This is a genomic window from Pectobacterium brasiliense, from assembly GCF_013449685.1.
GTDB classification, from domain to species: domain Bacteria; phylum Pseudomonadota; class Gammaproteobacteria; order Enterobacterales; family Enterobacteriaceae; genus Pectobacterium; species Pectobacterium brasiliense_A.
Map to the genome: position 1 here is coordinate 17254 of NZ_JACDSF010000036.1, position 14356 is coordinate 31609.

Here is a 14356-nt window from a genome sequence, read left to right on the forward strand (position 1 = left end):
ATTATCCCTTCCGTGCTGCTTTAAACTGAATCAGCGCAAGTATTGCTGAAAAAACAACAATCACGTATGAAACCGTTGCCGCATAGCCAAAGTTCGGTACAAATTTGAATGACAAATTATAAATATAAAGCGATAACGTCAGCGTCGCATTTGCCGGCCCACCATTCGTGATATTCATGACTTCATCAAACAGCTGTAATGTGCCAATGGTTGATGTCACACTGGTAAAAAGAATAACCGGTTTCAATAAAGGTATGGTGATGAAGAAAAACTGCTTAATTGGGCTGACGCCATCAACTCGGGCGGCCTCATAAATCGATTTATCAATATTCTGCATAGCGGAAAGATAAAATATCATGTTATATCCCGTCCAACGCCACGTAATGGCAATAATGATGGTCACTTTCGCCCAGAAAGGATCGGATAACCACGGAATCGGATCGTCAATGACATGAATAAACAGCAAGAATGAATTAATCACGCCATCCAGTTCAAACATACTCTTGAAAAGAATGGAGTAGGCCACCAGTGAGGTCACACAAGGTAAAAAGATCGCTATTCTAAACCACTGGCGATATTTAAGCTGAGACGAGTTCAAACAAGAAGAAATAGCCAGTGATAATAGAATCATAATGGGGACTTGGATTACCAGAAACGTTAACGTATTCCAAAGTGCCGTTTTGAACATAGGATCACTGAATAAACGAATGATATTTCCCAGGCCAACAAATTGTGTCACCACACCACGGCCAGACTGAAAAGAAAGCCACAGTGATTTGAAAATAGGGTATATCGTCATTAAGGCAATTAACCCAACGGCGGTAGCGACAAAAGCCCAGCCGTTGATGTTATAAAGCCTATTCATTTTAGGTTTATACATCATTATTACACCATCGATTTCTGGAGAGAAATACTTGAGGGCTTGCCGCCCTCAAGCTCACACTCGCTACTGCATAATCTGATTTTTTAATGCCGTTTCGGCGCGTTTTAAAACGTCATCAACAGAATCGCCTTTCAGTAATGCAGGTATTTCAGCAGCAATGGCGTTATCAACTTCCTGGGTATACATTCCGTAGGAAACCTGTGGAATTTCAGTCACCCATTTAGAGAAATCAGCGAACACGGGCTGCCCGCCAAAGAACGGATCGTGTACCGCGTAAGCAGGGCCGGAAGTGGCGGGAAGGAAGGTGGCGAGCGCACCGCGATCAACCAAAAGGGTTTGATACATGTTGCTATCTGCTGCAAAGGTTTTCTGCAAAAATTCAATCGCCTGTTTAGTATTCTTGCCACCGTTTAAGACATACCAGCTCGATCCCCCCTGATTGGAAGCATGTACCGCTTTGTCGAGGTTCAGCCGTGGGATCGGCGCGACACGCCATTTTCCTTTCTGATCTTCAGCACTTTTAATGGAGCCAATCACCCATACGCCAGAAACCACACTCGCCGATTTTCCGGCATTAAAGCTCCCGACAAAACTCGACCAGCCTGAGATAGGACGTGCAATTTTCGCGTCATTAATCGCTTTAATTGTTTTTAACGTTTCTTTCAGTGCATTATTTTTGGTGAGATTGAGTTGTCCTTGATTATCGAAGAACCATTCTCCACCGGACTGCATCATAATATGAGGGAGAACTACATCATTCATATCGTAGGTCAGCATATCAACACCGGTTTTCGCTTTTACCTGCTTACCGATTTCAATATATTTATCCCAGGTAATATTCACCATATCACTCTCTTTATATCCGGCAGCCTCCAGATAATCGAGTCGATAGAACATTCCCGCCACGCCGGAATCAAAAGGAACACCGTATACCTTATCCCCTACCGTCATCACCTTCGTTTTATAAGGTGCAAACTGGCTATAATCGATAACATCCTGTAATGGGGTAAAGGAATCAGGATAAGCCTGAAGATATTTCTGAGCATTATAATCCTCAATCAGCACAATATCAGGAAGCGAGTTTTTAACCCCTGAAGCCAACATGGTATTTAATTTCTGCTCAATATCTTCTTTACCTGAGTCGATCACTTTCAGACTAAAACTCGGATCGGCTTTTTTATATATCGACGATGCCTCATGCATTGCTGCGACATTGAAGTTAGGATCCCAGGCCCACACGGTGACTTCAGCAGCCAGGCTGTGACTCGATAAGCCCAGCGTGAGGAATGAAACTGCAAATAGGGTAGATACTTTATTCTTGATCTTCATCAGAGCAGTCCTTCTTTACTTTTTGTAAAGAGAGAATATGAGTTACTGCATAATGAAGCAACGAGTTACACCGCTTACATTCTTTCATCCGGTGATACGGGTCACACAACAGGGAGAAAAATGACTAAATATTCGATCTAAATACAAAAAATTTAGGAAAATTTTCCTCCTGTAAAGCCCATACCAGCCTATAAAAATGATGAAGATAACAACAAAATTAACCGCATATTATTGAAAATAAAACAAAAAATGACAGTATAAAAAGGTTAATCAGCGCATATTAACCATAATCACACCTTCACCATGGAATTACGCAAAAATGAAAGCGTTACCACAAAAAATCAAGCGGCACCTGGGGATACCCGCGTGCCGCAAAACATGTCTATGCCTTGTCAAACCAGCCGCGGATGATCGCGTGCTGTAGCAGCATGATGGTCTTGCCGTCTTTAATCCGGCCATCGTTCATCATCGCGACGGCTTCGCTGAACGGCAGTTCCAGCACCTCGATATCTTCATCTTCCACACCACCGCCCAGATTATCCCTCTGCGATTCATCGTATTCAGCAGCGAAAAAGTACACACGCTCCGTCACGCTGCCTGGCGACATGTAGGCATAGAACAGCTTTTCCACGTTGCCGATCGCATAGCCCGTTTCTTCGATGGCTTCGTTACGGATACATTCTTCGGGCGAATGGTCGTCCAGCAAACCCGCGCAGGTTTCCAGCAGCATGCCGCTTTCGTTGCCGTTGACGTAGGTAGGAATACGGAATTGTCGTGTCAGAATCACCGTGCCTTTCGCCCGGTTGTACAGCAGAATCGTCGCGCCATCACCACGATCATAAACCTCACGAACCTGGCGAACGACGCCGCCATTATTTTTTTTTAAATCAAATGTATATTTGTTCAGAATATACCAATTATCGGATAGCAGCTTCTTTTCGACGATATCAATGGGAGACGACATGCAAACACCTCGATGCTCGATGACTGAAAGGACGGTTCGTTTATATAAACAACGCGAATTCATCATATCCACTTTTAGCAGCGGCATAAACGGATAAGAAGGTATCCGCAGCTACGGTAAAAGAGCCCAACCCCGCGAAGTTGGGCTTGATATAGGCGTTGTGTATCAGCGATCCTGTGTAGTGCAGCAGCACTTTTCATCGCGGCAGGGCTCTGTTTTCCCTACCGTCGGCCACAACCATAATCCCGGAGAATCCATGCCATACGTCAACATCAAAATCACCAATGAAGGCGTCACTGCTGAACAAAAACGTCAATTGATTGAGGGCGTGACCCAACTGCTGGTCGATGTGCTAAACAAAAACCCCAAAACCACCGTGGTGGTGATTGATGAGGTCGAAACGGACAACTGGGGAATCGGCGGCGTGCCGGTGACGGAGTTGAGGAAGGCCAGTAAGTAATAAGGCTAGTGATAAAGCGTGGAAAGGTGCCACGCTATTCTGACGTAATAATCGGTGGCACCCGTTTTATATCCCCAACATCGTATCAATCAGCAGATACATGTTCAGTGAAACGACCAGTACGACAATAAGTTGCCCGATGCGCTGTACCCATTTGCCGTTAACCATCGATCCCATTAGTTCACGGTTACCCGTGAAGGACAGCAAGGGAACCAGCGCCAGCGCAATCCCGAAGCTCAGCACCACCTGACTCAATACCAGCACGCGCGTCGGATCCATACCGGACAGAATCACGATAAACGACGGCAACATCGTCACGGTGCGGCGCACCCAAAGTGGGATATGAAAGCGCACGAATCCCTGCATCACCACTTGGCCCGCCAGCGTGCCAACGACGGTAGAGGACAGGCCAGCAGCCACCAAACTCAGACCGAAAATGACCGCAGCGGCTTTACCCAGCAGCGGCTCCAGCGTGAGGTAGGCTTTATCCAGATCGGCAATATCCTGATTACCACTGAAGTGGAACGCCGCCGCTGCCGTCGCCATCATGGCCAGATTGACGAATCCAGCGATGGTCATCGCAATCGCGACATCGACTTTCGTTGCCGAATAACGCTCGGCACGAGTATGGCTACCTTCATGTTGTGTCAGAGAGGAGTGAAGGTAAATCACATGCGGCATAATGGTCGCCCCCAACACGCCGGCGGCCAGCAGCACGGCATCGGAGGTTGGCAGACTAGGGATCGCCATCCCTTTGGCTAACGCGGACAGCTCAGGCTGCGAGAAGACCAATTCGACAATATACGCCGCGGCAACAAACAGCAGCAGGCCGCCGATGACCATCTCCAGCGGCTTCTGCCCGCGCTGTTGCAGCATTAAAATCAGGAAGGTTGCAATGGCGGTGAGGATCGCGCCTTCCAGCAGCGACACGCCCAAGAGCAGTTTGAAACCAATCGCCGCACCGATAAATTCGGCCAGATCGGTCGCCATCGCAATAATTTCGGCCTGCACCCAATACGCCCAAACAGCCGGACGCGGAAAGCGATCGCGGATATGCTCCGCCAGATTCTTACCCGTTGCGATCCCCAATTTGGCGGACAGCAGTTGGATCAGCATCGCCATCAGGTTCGCCCACACCACCACCCACAGCAGCGTATAGCCATAGGCCGCGCCAGACTGGATATTAGTGGCAAAGTTACCCGGATCGATATAACCAATCGCCGCGATAAACGCCGGGCCCATCAAAGACAGTTTGACCTTCCTTGATGTGCGGCTTGTTGATTCAATAGCACGGCTACCCGGCATAGTATGACCCTTCTAACACTGGTGTTTTATTACTCTCACAAAAACGATAATGATTATCAAGTGCATTTAGAGTGGTAATACCAATTCTTTTGATAGTTAATGATGATGAGTCATTCAAAACCTAAAAAACATCTTTTTTATCAAACAAATCTTAACAAAATATAAACAAAAAACCCCATGCAGGGCACGGGGTTTGGAATGAAGATACGCTGTCACTATGGTACGTAAAAAGCCGATGGTGCGTAAAAGCAGACAGAATCAGTCTTGTGCTTTTGATACCGCGACCATCGCCGGACGTAGCAAACGACCATTTAGCGTATAGCCTTTTTGCATGACCATCATGACATGGTTCGGCTGGTGATCGGCCGAAGGTAACATCGTCATTGCCTGATGCACTTCTGGGTTAAACGGTACGCCCACATCACCCACAACTTCGATGCCAAACTTGCGTACAGCATCCAGCAACGATTTCAGCGTCAGTTCAACACCTTCAATCATCGCAGCCAGTGATTCGTTGGATTTATCCGCCGTATCCAGTGCGCGTTCCAGGTTATCGATAACTGGCAGCATTTCGCTGGCAAATTTCTCTACCGCAAATTTGTGCGCTTTCTCAACATCCATTTCCGCACGGCGGCGAATGTTATCGGCTTCAGCACGGACGCGAAGCATATTGTCACGTTCACGCTGTTGCAATTCGCTCAACTGGGTTTCCAGTTCTGCGATGCGCGCATCACGCGGGTCAGCTACGTCTGCCGTCTCTGGCGCGGCATCCGCTTGCTGCCCTTTTGCTGCTTCCTTTTGATCCAGGACTTGCTCGTCAGGCGTTTTCTGTTCTTTACTACTCATGAAATTCTCCGCGGTTTAGCATTAATCTCGCTAGTTGCTTATTATGGGGATCAAAACTGGGGATTCAAGGGAACCCGTCATATATTGGTTCCCGCCGCTGCCGATACACCACGCTGAGGACAAAAACAGCAATGAACACACCGCTTACAATGAACAGGCCGTTTAATTGTATTGGCATTGTCGGCCATCCGCGCCACCCAACGGCGCTGGCAACGCATGAGATGCTTTATCACTGGCTCACCGACAAAGGTTACTCGGTTCTGATCGAGCAGCAGATCGCCCGTGAGTTGAATCTAAAAGACGCACCGACAGCAAGCCTTGCCGACATCGGCCAGCAGGCGGATTTGGCGGTGGTCGTTGGCGGTGATGGCAACATGCTCGGCGCAGCACGCGTGCTGTCGCGCTATGACATCAAGGTGATCGGTGTGAACCGTGGCAACCTCGGTTTTCTGACCGATCTCGACCCTGATCAGGCGCAGCAGCAGCTTTCTGACGTTCTCGACGGCCATTATTTGAGCGAACAGCGTTTCATGTTAGAAGCGCACGTTTGCCGCGCAAACCAGCAGGACAGTATTAGTACCGCCATTAACGAAGTGGTGCTGCACCCTGGGAAAGTCGCACATATGATTGAATTTGAAGTCTATATTGATGACAAATTCGCCTTCTCCCAGCGTTCAGACGGACTGATTATCGCCACGCCTACCGGCTCCACCGCCTATTCCCTTTCCGCTGGCGGCCCGATTCTGACGCCATCGCTGGATGCGATTGCGCTGGTGCCCATGTTCCCACACACGCTGTCTGCCCGCCCGCTGGTCATCAACAGCAGCAGCACTATTCGGCTGAAATTTTCCTGCATTACCAATGACCTGGAAATCAGTTGCGACAGCCAGATTGCGTTACCGGTACAGGAAGGCGAAGAAGTCCTCATTCGCCGCAGCGAACATTACCTGAATCTGATTCACCCAAAAAATTACAGCTATTTCAATACACTAAGCTCAAAACTCGGCTGGTCAAAAAAATTATTCTAAAATTTTACTCAGCTACTTTACTGTATATAAAACCAGTTTATACTGTATGTAGTCACATGTGATTACATACAGGGGTTTATCATGCTGGCGCAACTCACTATCAGTAACTTCGCCATCGTGCGCGAATTAGAAATCGATTTTCAGTCAGGAATGAGCGTAATCACCGGAGAAACCGGTGCGGGGAAATCCATTGCGATTGATGCCCTCGGTTTATGTCTGGGAAATCGTTCTGACGCCAGCATGGTCAGGCCAGGCGCTGCCCGCGCCGACATTTGCGCCCGCTTTGCGCTGGCGGATACCCCGACGGCACGTCAGTGGCTGGAAGAAAACCAGTTGGATGACAGCAACGAGTGCCTGCTACGCCGTGTTATTAGCGCCGATGGTCGTTCACGCGGCTTTATTAACGGCACCGCCGTGCCGCTGTCTCAACTGCGTGAACTCGGCCAGCATCTGATTCAGGTACATGGTCAGCATGCTCATCAGCTACTGCTGCGCCCCGATCATCAAAAACACCTGCTGGATGCCTATGCCGATGAACCAAAGCTGCTGGTTGCTATGCAGCAGGTTTGGCATCAGTGGCACCAAAGTTGCCGCGCGCTGGCACAGTTGCAACAGGCGGCCATTGAGCGCGAAGCTCGCCGAGAACTGCTGCAGTACCAATTAAAAGAGCTGAATGAATTCTCCCCGCAGCCCGGAGAATATGAGCAGATTGACGTTGAATATAAGCGTCTGGCGAATAGCGGTCAGCTACTGACGATGAGCCAACAAGCCATGCAACTGCTGAGCGAAGACGACGAGCAGAACATCATCAGTATGCTGCACAGCGTAAAACATCAGCTTGGCGAACTCATCAGCATGGATGACAAACTGTCCGGCGTGCTGTCCATGCTCGAAGAAGCCGGCATTCAACTTAGCGAAGCCAGCGATGAATTGCGCCACTACAGTGAACAAATGGACCTCGATCCAATTCGTCTGTATGAACTGGAACAGCGCCTGTCGCGCCAACTCGCGCTGGCACGCAAACACCATGTTGCTCCAGAGGCGCTCCCAGCATTCCATCAGCAGCTATTGGAAGAACAGCAACAGTTGGAGCAGCAGGAAAGCGACCACGACGCGCTGAGCGCTTCCGTCGGCGAATACCATCAGCAGGCATTGCACCTTGCAGAACAGCTGCACGTGCGCCGTCAGCACCACGCCAGCGAACTGGCACAGCTCATCACCACCAATATGCGTGAACTGGCAATGCCACACGGCCACTTCACCATTGATGTGAAATTTACGCCAGACAATCTGACGGCCACCGGTGCCGACAGTATCGAATTCCGCGTGACCACGAACCCAGGCCAGCCGCATCAGACGTTGGCAAAAGTAGCCTCGGGCGGTGAGCTATCACGTATCGCGTTGATTATTCAGGTGATCACCGCGCAGAAAATGGACACGCCAGCGATGATCTTCGATGAAGTCGATGTAGGTATTAGCGGGCCAACCGCCGCCATCGTCGGCAGAATGCTGCGCCAGCTCGGCGAATCCACACAGGTGATGTGCGTAACGCACCTGCCACAGGTCGCGGGCTGCGGTCATCAGCACTTCTTCGTGAGTAAACAAACGGACGGTGCAGAAACGGAAACGCTGATGCAACACTTAGATAAACGTGCACGGCTACAAGAACTGGCTCGTCTCCTCGGCGGTAGCGCCGTCACCAAAAATACGTTGGCAAATGCCAAAGAACTGCTGGCAGCCTAAAATTCACAACCGACAAGGGCGAGAAAGGTGCATCACCGGTAAAAAAGCTCAACTTTTTTACCTTCCTGAGGTCATACAATCGCCTTGCAGGTTTCCAAGTCCTGCAAGGTCTATTATCATCGGCAACCTATGCCCTTAAGGAATGTAATCACTATGCGCTGTAAAACGCTGACTGTCGTCGCCGCGGTGGTTGTTATGCTGACTGCCGGTTGTTCCACACTGGAAAAGGTGGTCTATCGGCCGGACATCAATCAGGGAAACTATCTGGCACCGGCTGACGTTGCGAAAATTCACACCGGCATGACCAAACAACAGGTCGCTTATACGCTGGGTACACCTATGATGCAGGATCCGTTTGGCAGCGATACCTGGTTTTACATCTTCCGCCAGCAGCCTGGCCATGAATCGGTAAAACAGCAGACGCTGACGCTGACCTTCAGCGGCAGTGGCGTGTTAACCAACATCAACAACAAGCCCGCGCTGGATTAATGCTTTCAATGCCGTTCGGCTGAATCAGGATGAACGGTTCTGGCAGCCAGAGGCGGCGCGTTAAGACGAAGCCCACATGGGCGGAGTACGTGAAGGAAGCCAGCGCACACGCAGCTTGATGTATGACGGGTATAACAGCAGGCAAATCTGAACACTTCAGGTTTGCCTGTGTTTTTTTATAAGGGCATTTCGATAAGGGCACTCAGGAAAACGTCATATGCCGTTCAACGACATCGTTCAGGATTTGCTCTTAGCACGCTCTGCACGCTGACGACGTAGCTCTTTCGGATCGGCAATCAGCGGACGATAAATTTCCACACGATCACCTTCCTGCACCACATCGGCCAGTTTCGCTGCACGGCTGTAAATACCCACTTTATTCACCTGCAAATCGATATCATGGCGCAATTCCAGCAGTCCCGATGCCACAATCGCCTGCTCAACCGTACTGCCCTCTTCCAGCTTCACCGTGCGTAGATACTGGCGTTCCGGCAGCGCGTAGACCACATCAACCTGCATTGCGGACACTGTAGACCTCTTTTGCTCGCTGCGTGAAAGCCTGCACCATATTTCCTGCCAGCTCCTTGAATACTTTGCCAAAAGCGAGTTCAATCAAGGCATTGGTGAATTCAAATTCCAGATGCAGCTCGACTTTACAGGCATCAGCGCTCAGCGGCGTAAAATGCCAGTCGCCACCCAACTGACGGAATGGGCCATCGACCAGTTGCATATTGATATTCTGGTTGTGCGTCAGCGTATTACGGGTGGTAAAGGTCTTGCTGATACCGGCTTTGGAAACGTCCACTGCGGCGGTCATCTCCTCTTCTGAGGAGGAGAGCACGCGGCTCCCCGTACAGCCCGGTAAAAACGCGGAGTAGGAAGCGACATCATTCACCAGCTTGTACATCTGTTCAGCGCTGAACGGCACCAGTGCGGAACGACTTATCTTTGGCATACTATTTTCCGTGATTCATAAAACGCGCAAAATAATAGCACTGATAGCCCGACAGACAAAAATTCTGCGAAGCTTATCGCACGATATCATTAACCACGACACGGACGCACGGCGGGGATTTCATTCCCAATGACATCCAGTATAATGACGGTACTATGACAAAGAAAAAAGCATACAAACCCGGTTCCGCCACCATTGCGCAGAACAAGCGCGCCCGTCACGAATACTTCATTGAGGAAGAATTTGAGGCCGGCCTTGCGCTGCAAGGATGGGAAGTCAAATCACTGCGCGCAGGCAAAGCAAACCTCAGCGACAGCTATGTCACCTTCATGAACGGTGAAGCTTACCTGTTTGGCGCAACGATCACGCCACTGAATGTGGCTTCATCACACGTTGTGTGCGATCCCACACGCACGCGCAAACTCCTGCTCAACAAGCGCGAGCTGGATTCGCTGTTTGGCCGCGTCAGTCGCGATGGCTACACGGTCGTCGCGCTATCCATGTATTGGAAAAATGCCTGGAGCAAAGTCAAAATCGGCGTGGCAAAAGGTAAAAAAGATCACGACAAGCGTGATGACATCAAAGAACGTGAATGGAAGTTAGACAAAGCCCGTATCATGAAGAACGCCAATCGTTAAGCCACTGGCTTAACAACGGTAAGTTCTGATATACTGGCAACAGTTTCTTGGGGGCTGATTCTGGATTCGACGGGATTTGCAAAGCCCAAGGTGCATGCCGAGGGGCGGTTTGCCTCGTAAAAAGCCGCAAAAAAATAGTCGCAAACGACGAAAACTACGCTTTAGCAGCTTAATAACCTGCTTTTAGCCCTCTCTCCCTAGCCTCCGCTCTTAGGACGGGGATCAAGAGAGGTCAAACCCAAAAGAGATCGTGTGGATGCCTTGCCTGGGGTTGAAGCACTAAATCTAATCAGGCTAGTTTGTTAGTGGCGTGTCTATTCGCAGCTGGCAAGCGAATGTAAAGATAGACTAAGCATGTAGTACCGACGGTAGAGTGGTTCCGGACGGGGGTTCAAATCCCCCCAGCTCCACCAATTTAGATTCCGGTTATTACCAGATAAAGCCGGAAACGTAAAAAAGTCGCTAACCGCAAGGTTCAGCGGCTTTTTTATGTCTGTAATAGTCCGACGATATTCGCCTGAACCCGGTGACTCTTGGTATACGTTTAGGTATACGCAAACTGAGCATACTGGCTAATCTTGAGCTGAAAGACGAATCCAACACCGACTGGCTACCCCAGCGCAAGATAGCGAGGTAGACGCCAACAACGACAAACCCGGCTCCGGCCGGTTTTTTGCGTCAAAAAACCGCAATCGGTGATGAGTCACTCATTACCTATTCAACGACTCATTACCCATTAATACATTGATTAGTAATAACAAAAATCCAAGATGAAGAGGGTGAAAAGTTTTGTGCAAAATCTTTTTATTGGGATGTCAGAGAATACTTTTCTCAAAAATATCGGCTAATGGGCGAGTATTGCCGTGGTATCCCGCCACATTAGCCGCTAACCATTCCTGAACGCCGATATTCTCGAAAGAGATACCATAGCCACAATTGATAATCATATGCTCGAACAATAAACGCTGAGAACGTCCATTACCTTCCCGAAACGGATGAATCACATTCAAATCTGAATAATATTCTGCTGACTGAGTTATTAGCGCTGGGCGTTCAAGGCCTTGTAAAAAATCATCATTGGATAGCTGCGTAAAAATTTTATTAGCTTCAATTTCGATACGGGATGCGGTGCAAAAACGTGTTTGACCTTTAGAAATATCGATACGCCGTATTTCTCCTGCCCAATCGAATAAATCGCCGAATATTTTCCCATGCAGCCCACACCAATAATGTAAATCGTAAGGCGGCTCCTCAAATTCAATATCGAGAACGGCCAGTTCGGATAACTGACGCTCCGCATCGTCGAATTGACTGTCATCGTTAATGCCGAGCTTATTTATTAGAACATCGCTATCAGGGTAGATATAAGGATCTTGCCCTGAGCCGTATTTATCAGACATAACCACTCGCCTTATACATGGCTATCAGATTTTTTCTCAGCGCCTCTCTGTCCTGCTTTTCGCTTGGAAGTGGCGTATCCTCAACGCTGAATCCTTCAAGACGCATACTGTCCCGATAGTTTTTGAGTTTCACCTGATTGTAGTAATCACGCTTTTCTTCCAGCGTCACCATGCGCGAGGATCGCGTTTTGTTTGGCGACGCTTTTGTGGTGACTTTACGATGTTGTTTGAATATCAACAGATCGATATTTTTCAGTTTCTCGATCAATCTTTCTCCGTCACCAAACACGCCCCATGACGAGATAGACAAGGCTTGCCGTTTGCCATTTTTCTCGCGTGATATGCTGATATCCATCGTTAACTGGAGCGTGTTTAACACGTCCTGTACTTTTCTTTCAGAGATACCTGTAGCGGCTACGATAGAGTGCGTATTAGGGGAATCCTCTTGTACCAGAGCCGCGAGTACCGCCATTTCATAGCGCATGTGCTTTCACCTTTAATCCGCATATATATGCGATAAAGAGTACCATAATTGCAGCTGGCAGTATCTTACCTGCATGGGTGATGAGTGGCTCGTCACCTGTTCACTCACTGTTAACCACTTAACTCGCTAAAAATAAAGATAAAAAATGAAAGGTGAAGAGAGTGAACAGTTTTTTGAAAAATCTTTTTATTTTGGCTACTGACACTTACATGACGAACGGCACTTTCCCGCCCTCTCCTTTTAACGCTTGCTGTAACGCACTTAAGAGTGCTTTTAATTCGCTGCTTAAATATTGGCTAAAAGCCTCACGCCCTAATGTTCTATCAAATACTGTTTGTGGCAGGAATCGCCGCATTTCAGCGCTAAAGCGACCATCCCCCACAACCTGATCGATGCTCTGTATGCGCTGTGCCAGTAGTTCATCATAATTAGGGATGTGGTAATCCTGTATTTTCTTACGAATCAGATCGATATCATAAGTCGCGTTTTGCTGGATCAGCCACGGCAAGTCCCACACGTCACGATAGCGGATATATTTGGTAGTGGCGACAAGAGAAACCAGTTTGTCGCACATCACTTCATTCAGCGTTTCACACATGACCAACGTATCGGAATAACCATCGGGTAAAACCTCATAGTTACGTTTTAACGTCATCGGCGTTCGGGTATAAGCCGGTATGTTGGCGATCTCAATCTTGATCCGTTGCCTTGGCATATCGCGTTTTTCCGGTGCAGTGGTCACGGATACCTGCCATTTGTCGATGCGAACTTCCTCATAACCGGGTTCATTCCGCAGTTCATGTGGCTCTTTCACGTTGACCTCAAGGCCGTACCGATTCCCCAGATAATCTTCAATACAGGCTTTCATGTTCTTCAGGTCTGCGCCAGAAAACGCAACACCGCCGGCAAAATCCAAATCTTCACTGAAGCGGTTTGCGCCATGGCAAAGCCTCAGCGATGTTCCGCCCTGAAAAGTAAGCTGCTCCAGCAAGCCTGCATTATCCAAACAATAGAGGATGTCGTAGTGCAAAAGCTCCTTCTCCACCACATTGCGCAAACCTTCAAGCTCGGATGATTCCACCGCTTTGCTGACCAATTCGGCAAAGTTAACTTTCTGATTCATGATGTAGCTCCGATTCGTCAATCAGGTGGGTATTGCGCCCAACGCGGCGTAAATCCCTCACGGCAGTTTTCTTCGTTGCTTGCCGTAACGGGGAATTGCCAAAATAGGTATCCTGCAAAATCTGCTCTGGTGGCCGCTTGGTATGGGTAAATTCAATCACCCCAAAAGGCGTTTTATGTTCTTCGGAACGTCCGGTGGTCATCACCGTGATCCGGTCAATCGGTATTTGAGAAATCACGCCATATTCAGACAAGGCGGATTCGAGGCTAAGATAGTTATATTCACCACGGCGTAGAACTAACACGATGCGCTCAAGCGTATAGGCATCTTTGCTTTTGGCATGGTTATAAACGTACACACCGCGAATCGCACGGGTAAGAATGCCATCTTTTACTAAACGATTTAACCCGGCATTAAACGCTCTGGGCGTATCTTCATGGAAAATCTTGGCTAAATCGCGGGAGGTGAAGACATAACGCCCTTGCTTATCGAAAGCATTTAAACGCTCAATAGCAGTGATCCTGTCCATTCATAAGTCCACATGAAAACCACATAATTGTGTTATTCACGTATACTTGAATAGAAACCATCCGTCAAGTGCACACCAATACCACCATAAAGTGACATTCACGTGTACTTATCAAAATAACATAAGCAGAGATGGCGAAAAGGTGGATCATCATGAGTGATCTTGACCCGCCATCTACGG

16 protein-coding genes and 1 other RNA gene are annotated in these 14356 nt (G+C 48.6%); 6 read left to right on the forward strand and 11 right to left on the reverse strand.

Translation table 11 applies throughout. From position 1 onward, the window contains the following. Position 1: 1 nt before the first annotated feature. From H0248_RS14810 to nudK, 3 genes are all read right to left on the reverse strand, one after another. A complete protein-coding gene (locus H0248_RS14810; RefSeq protein WP_039274971.1) occupies positions 2 to 883 on the reverse strand; it encodes a carbohydrate ABC transporter permease in 882 nt (293 codons plus the stop codon). Positions 884 to 946: 63 nt separating this feature from the next. Beyond that, positions 947 to 2212 carry an ABC transporter substrate-binding protein gene (locus tag H0248_RS14815; protein ID WP_180786489.1) on the reverse strand — a complete coding sequence of 422 codons (1266 nt, stop codon included), beginning with the start codon at positions 2210 to 2212 and terminating at the stop codon, positions 947 to 949. Between the two features lie 382 nt (positions 2213 to 2594). After that, positions 2595 to 3176: a GDP-mannose pyrophosphatase NudK gene (gene nudK, locus H0248_RS14820; protein WP_180786490.1), complete on the reverse strand. Its 582-nt coding sequence runs from the start codon at positions 3174 to 3176 to the stop codon at positions 2595 to 2597. A 256-nt stretch (positions 3177 to 3432) separates the two neighbouring features. Between nudK and H0248_RS14825 the strand changes: the two genes are divergently transcribed. After that, positions 3433 to 3636 (forward strand): 2-hydroxymuconate tautomerase family protein, encoded by a 204-nt coding sequence (locus H0248_RS14825; RefSeq protein WP_010282462.1) that lies wholly within the window; start codon positions 3433 to 3435, stop codon positions 3634 to 3636. 66 nt (positions 3637 to 3702) lie between these two features. On the opposite strand, the gene H0248_RS14830 is transcribed toward H0248_RS14825, so the two are convergent. Both H0248_RS14830 and grpE read right to left on the reverse strand, forming a co-directional pair. Beyond that, positions 3703 to 4941, reverse strand: a complete 1239-nt coding sequence (locus H0248_RS14830) for an Nramp family divalent metal transporter (protein ID WP_180776088.1) — start codon at positions 4939 to 4941, stop codon at positions 3703 to 3705. Positions 4942 to 5199: 258 nt separating this feature from the next. Then, the gene (gene grpE, locus H0248_RS14835) at positions 5200 to 5787 is read right to left on the reverse strand and encodes a nucleotide exchange factor GrpE (protein ID WP_039274982.1); all 588 of its coding nucleotides are present in this window, start codon (positions 5785 to 5787) and stop codon (positions 5200 to 5202) included. 149 nt (positions 5788 to 5936) lie between these two features. Here grpE and nadK point away from each other — a divergent pair, with 149 nt between their 5' ends. The 3 genes from nadK (at position 5937) to bamE (ending at position 9047) form a co-directional block, all read left to right on the forward strand. Beyond that, a complete protein-coding gene (gene nadK, locus H0248_RS14840) occupies positions 5937 to 6815 on the forward strand; it encodes an NAD(+) kinase (protein WP_010282445.1) in 879 nt (292 codons plus the stop codon). An 81-nt stretch (positions 6816 to 6896) separates the two neighbouring features. Further along, the gene (gene recN, locus H0248_RS14845; protein ID WP_180786491.1) at positions 6897 to 8558 is read left to right on the forward strand and encodes a DNA repair protein RecN; all 1662 of its coding nucleotides are present in this window, start codon (positions 6897 to 6899) and stop codon (positions 8556 to 8558) included. A 153-nt stretch (positions 8559 to 8711) separates the two neighbouring features. Next, complete coding sequence (gene bamE, locus H0248_RS14850; RefSeq protein ID WP_010282437.1) at positions 8712 to 9047, forward strand: outer membrane protein assembly factor BamE; 336 nt, start codon at positions 8712 to 8714, stop codon at positions 9045 to 9047. A 237-nt stretch (positions 9048 to 9284) separates the two neighbouring features. Here bamE and H0248_RS14855 read toward each other — a convergent pair whose 3' ends face one another. After that, positions 9285 to 9566, reverse strand: a complete 282-nt coding sequence (locus tag H0248_RS14855) for an RnfH family protein (protein WP_010282431.1) — start codon at positions 9564 to 9566, stop codon at positions 9285 to 9287. After that, positions 9556 to 10002: a type II toxin-antitoxin system RatA family toxin gene (locus H0248_RS14860; RefSeq protein WP_052902447.1), complete on the reverse strand. Its 447-nt coding sequence runs from the start codon at positions 10000 to 10002 to the stop codon at positions 9556 to 9558. Before H0248_RS14860 ends, H0248_RS14855 begins: the two co-directional genes overlap by 11 nt. A 155-nt stretch (positions 10003 to 10157) precedes the next feature. Here H0248_RS14860 and smpB point away from each other — a divergent pair, with 155 nt between their 5' ends. Both smpB and ssrA read left to right on the forward strand, forming a co-directional pair. After that, positions 10158 to 10640, forward strand: coding sequence for an SsrA-binding protein SmpB (gene smpB, locus H0248_RS14865; RefSeq protein ID WP_039281975.1), 483 nt, complete (start codon positions 10158 to 10160; stop codon positions 10638 to 10640). A 50-nt stretch (positions 10641 to 10690) separates the two neighbouring features. After that, positions 10691 to 11053, forward strand: a transfer-messenger RNA (tmRNA) gene (gene ssrA, locus H0248_RS14870). A gap of 402 nt (positions 11054 to 11455) precedes the next feature. On the opposite strand, the gene H0248_RS14875 is transcribed toward ssrA, so the two are convergent. From H0248_RS14875 to abiEi, 4 genes are all read right to left on the reverse strand, one after another. Continuing rightward, complete coding sequence (locus H0248_RS14875; RefSeq protein WP_180786492.1) at positions 11456 to 12040, reverse strand: putative adenosine monophosphate-protein transferase Fic; 585 nt, start codon at positions 12038 to 12040, stop codon at positions 11456 to 11458. Then, a complete protein-coding gene (locus H0248_RS14880; protein WP_180786493.1) occupies positions 12033 to 12524 on the reverse strand; it encodes a YhfG family protein in 492 nt (163 codons plus the stop codon). The genes H0248_RS14875 and H0248_RS14880 overlap by 8 nt, the downstream gene beginning before the upstream one ends. A gap of 205 nt (positions 12525 to 12729) precedes the next feature. Then, entirely contained in the window at positions 12730 to 13647 is a 918-nt protein-coding gene (locus H0248_RS14885) for a nucleotidyl transferase AbiEii/AbiGii toxin family protein (RefSeq protein WP_110163747.1), read from the reverse strand. Next, complete coding sequence (gene abiEi, locus H0248_RS14890) at positions 13631 to 14176, reverse strand: type IV toxin-antitoxin system AbiEi family antitoxin (RefSeq protein WP_180786494.1); 546 nt, start codon at positions 14174 to 14176, stop codon at positions 13631 to 13633. The genes H0248_RS14885 and abiEi overlap by 17 nt, the downstream gene beginning before the upstream one ends. Positions 14177 to 14356: the final 180 nt, after the last annotated feature.

Coding starts and splice junctions, on each gene's coding strand:
- H0248_RS14815 (WP_180786489.1), bottom strand. CDS start 2,212: ATGAAGATCAAGAATAAAGTATCTACCCTATTTGCAGTTTCATTCCTC.
- nadK (WP_010282445.1), top strand. CDS start 5,937: ATGAACAGGCCGTTTAATTGTATTGGCATTGTCGGCCATCCGCGCCAC.
- abiEi (WP_180786494.1), bottom strand. CDS start 14,176: ATGGACAGGATCACTGCTATTGAGCGTTTAAATGCTTTCGATAAGCAA.
- bamE (WP_010282437.1), top strand. CDS start 8,712: ATGCGCTGTAAAACGCTGACTGTCGTCGCCGCGGTGGTTGTTATGCTG.
- H0248_RS14860 (WP_052902447.1), bottom strand. CDS start 10,002: ATGCCAAAGATAAGTCGTTCCGCACTGGTGCCGTTCAGCGCTGAACAG.
- H0248_RS14830 (WP_180776088.1), bottom strand. CDS start 4,941: ATGCCGGGTAGCCGTGCTATTGAATCAACAAGCCGCACATCAAGGAAG.
- H0248_RS14825 (WP_010282462.1), top strand. CDS start 3,433: ATGCCATACGTCAACATCAAAATCACCAATGAAGGCGTCACTGCTGAA.
- H0248_RS14885 (WP_110163747.1), bottom strand. CDS start 13,647: ATGAATCAGAAAGTTAACTTTGCCGAATTGGTCAGCAAAGCGGTGGAA.
- smpB (WP_039281975.1), top strand. CDS start 10,158: ATGACAAAGAAAAAAGCATACAAACCCGGTTCCGCCACCATTGCGCAG.
- H0248_RS14880 (WP_180786493.1), bottom strand. CDS start 12,524: ATGCGCTATGAAATGGCGGTACTCGCGGCTCTGGTACAAGAGGATTCC.
- nudK (WP_180786490.1), bottom strand. CDS start 3,176: ATGTCGTCTCCCATTGATATCGTCGAAAAGAAGCTGCTATCCGATAAT.
- H0248_RS14855 (WP_010282431.1), bottom strand. CDS start 9,566: ATGCAGGTTGATGTGGTCTACGCGCTGCCGGAACGCCAGTATCTACGC.
- grpE (WP_039274982.1), bottom strand. CDS start 5,787: ATGAGTAGTAAAGAACAGAAAACGCCTGACGAGCAAGTCCTGGATCAA.
- recN (WP_180786491.1), top strand. CDS start 6,897: ATGCTGGCGCAACTCACTATCAGTAACTTCGCCATCGTGCGCGAATTA.
- H0248_RS14875 (WP_180786492.1), bottom strand. CDS start 12,040: ATGTCTGATAAATACGGCTCAGGGCAAGATCCTTATATCTACCCTGAT.
- H0248_RS14810 (WP_039274971.1), bottom strand. CDS start 883: ATGATGTATAAACCTAAAATGAATAGGCTTTATAACATCAACGGCTGG.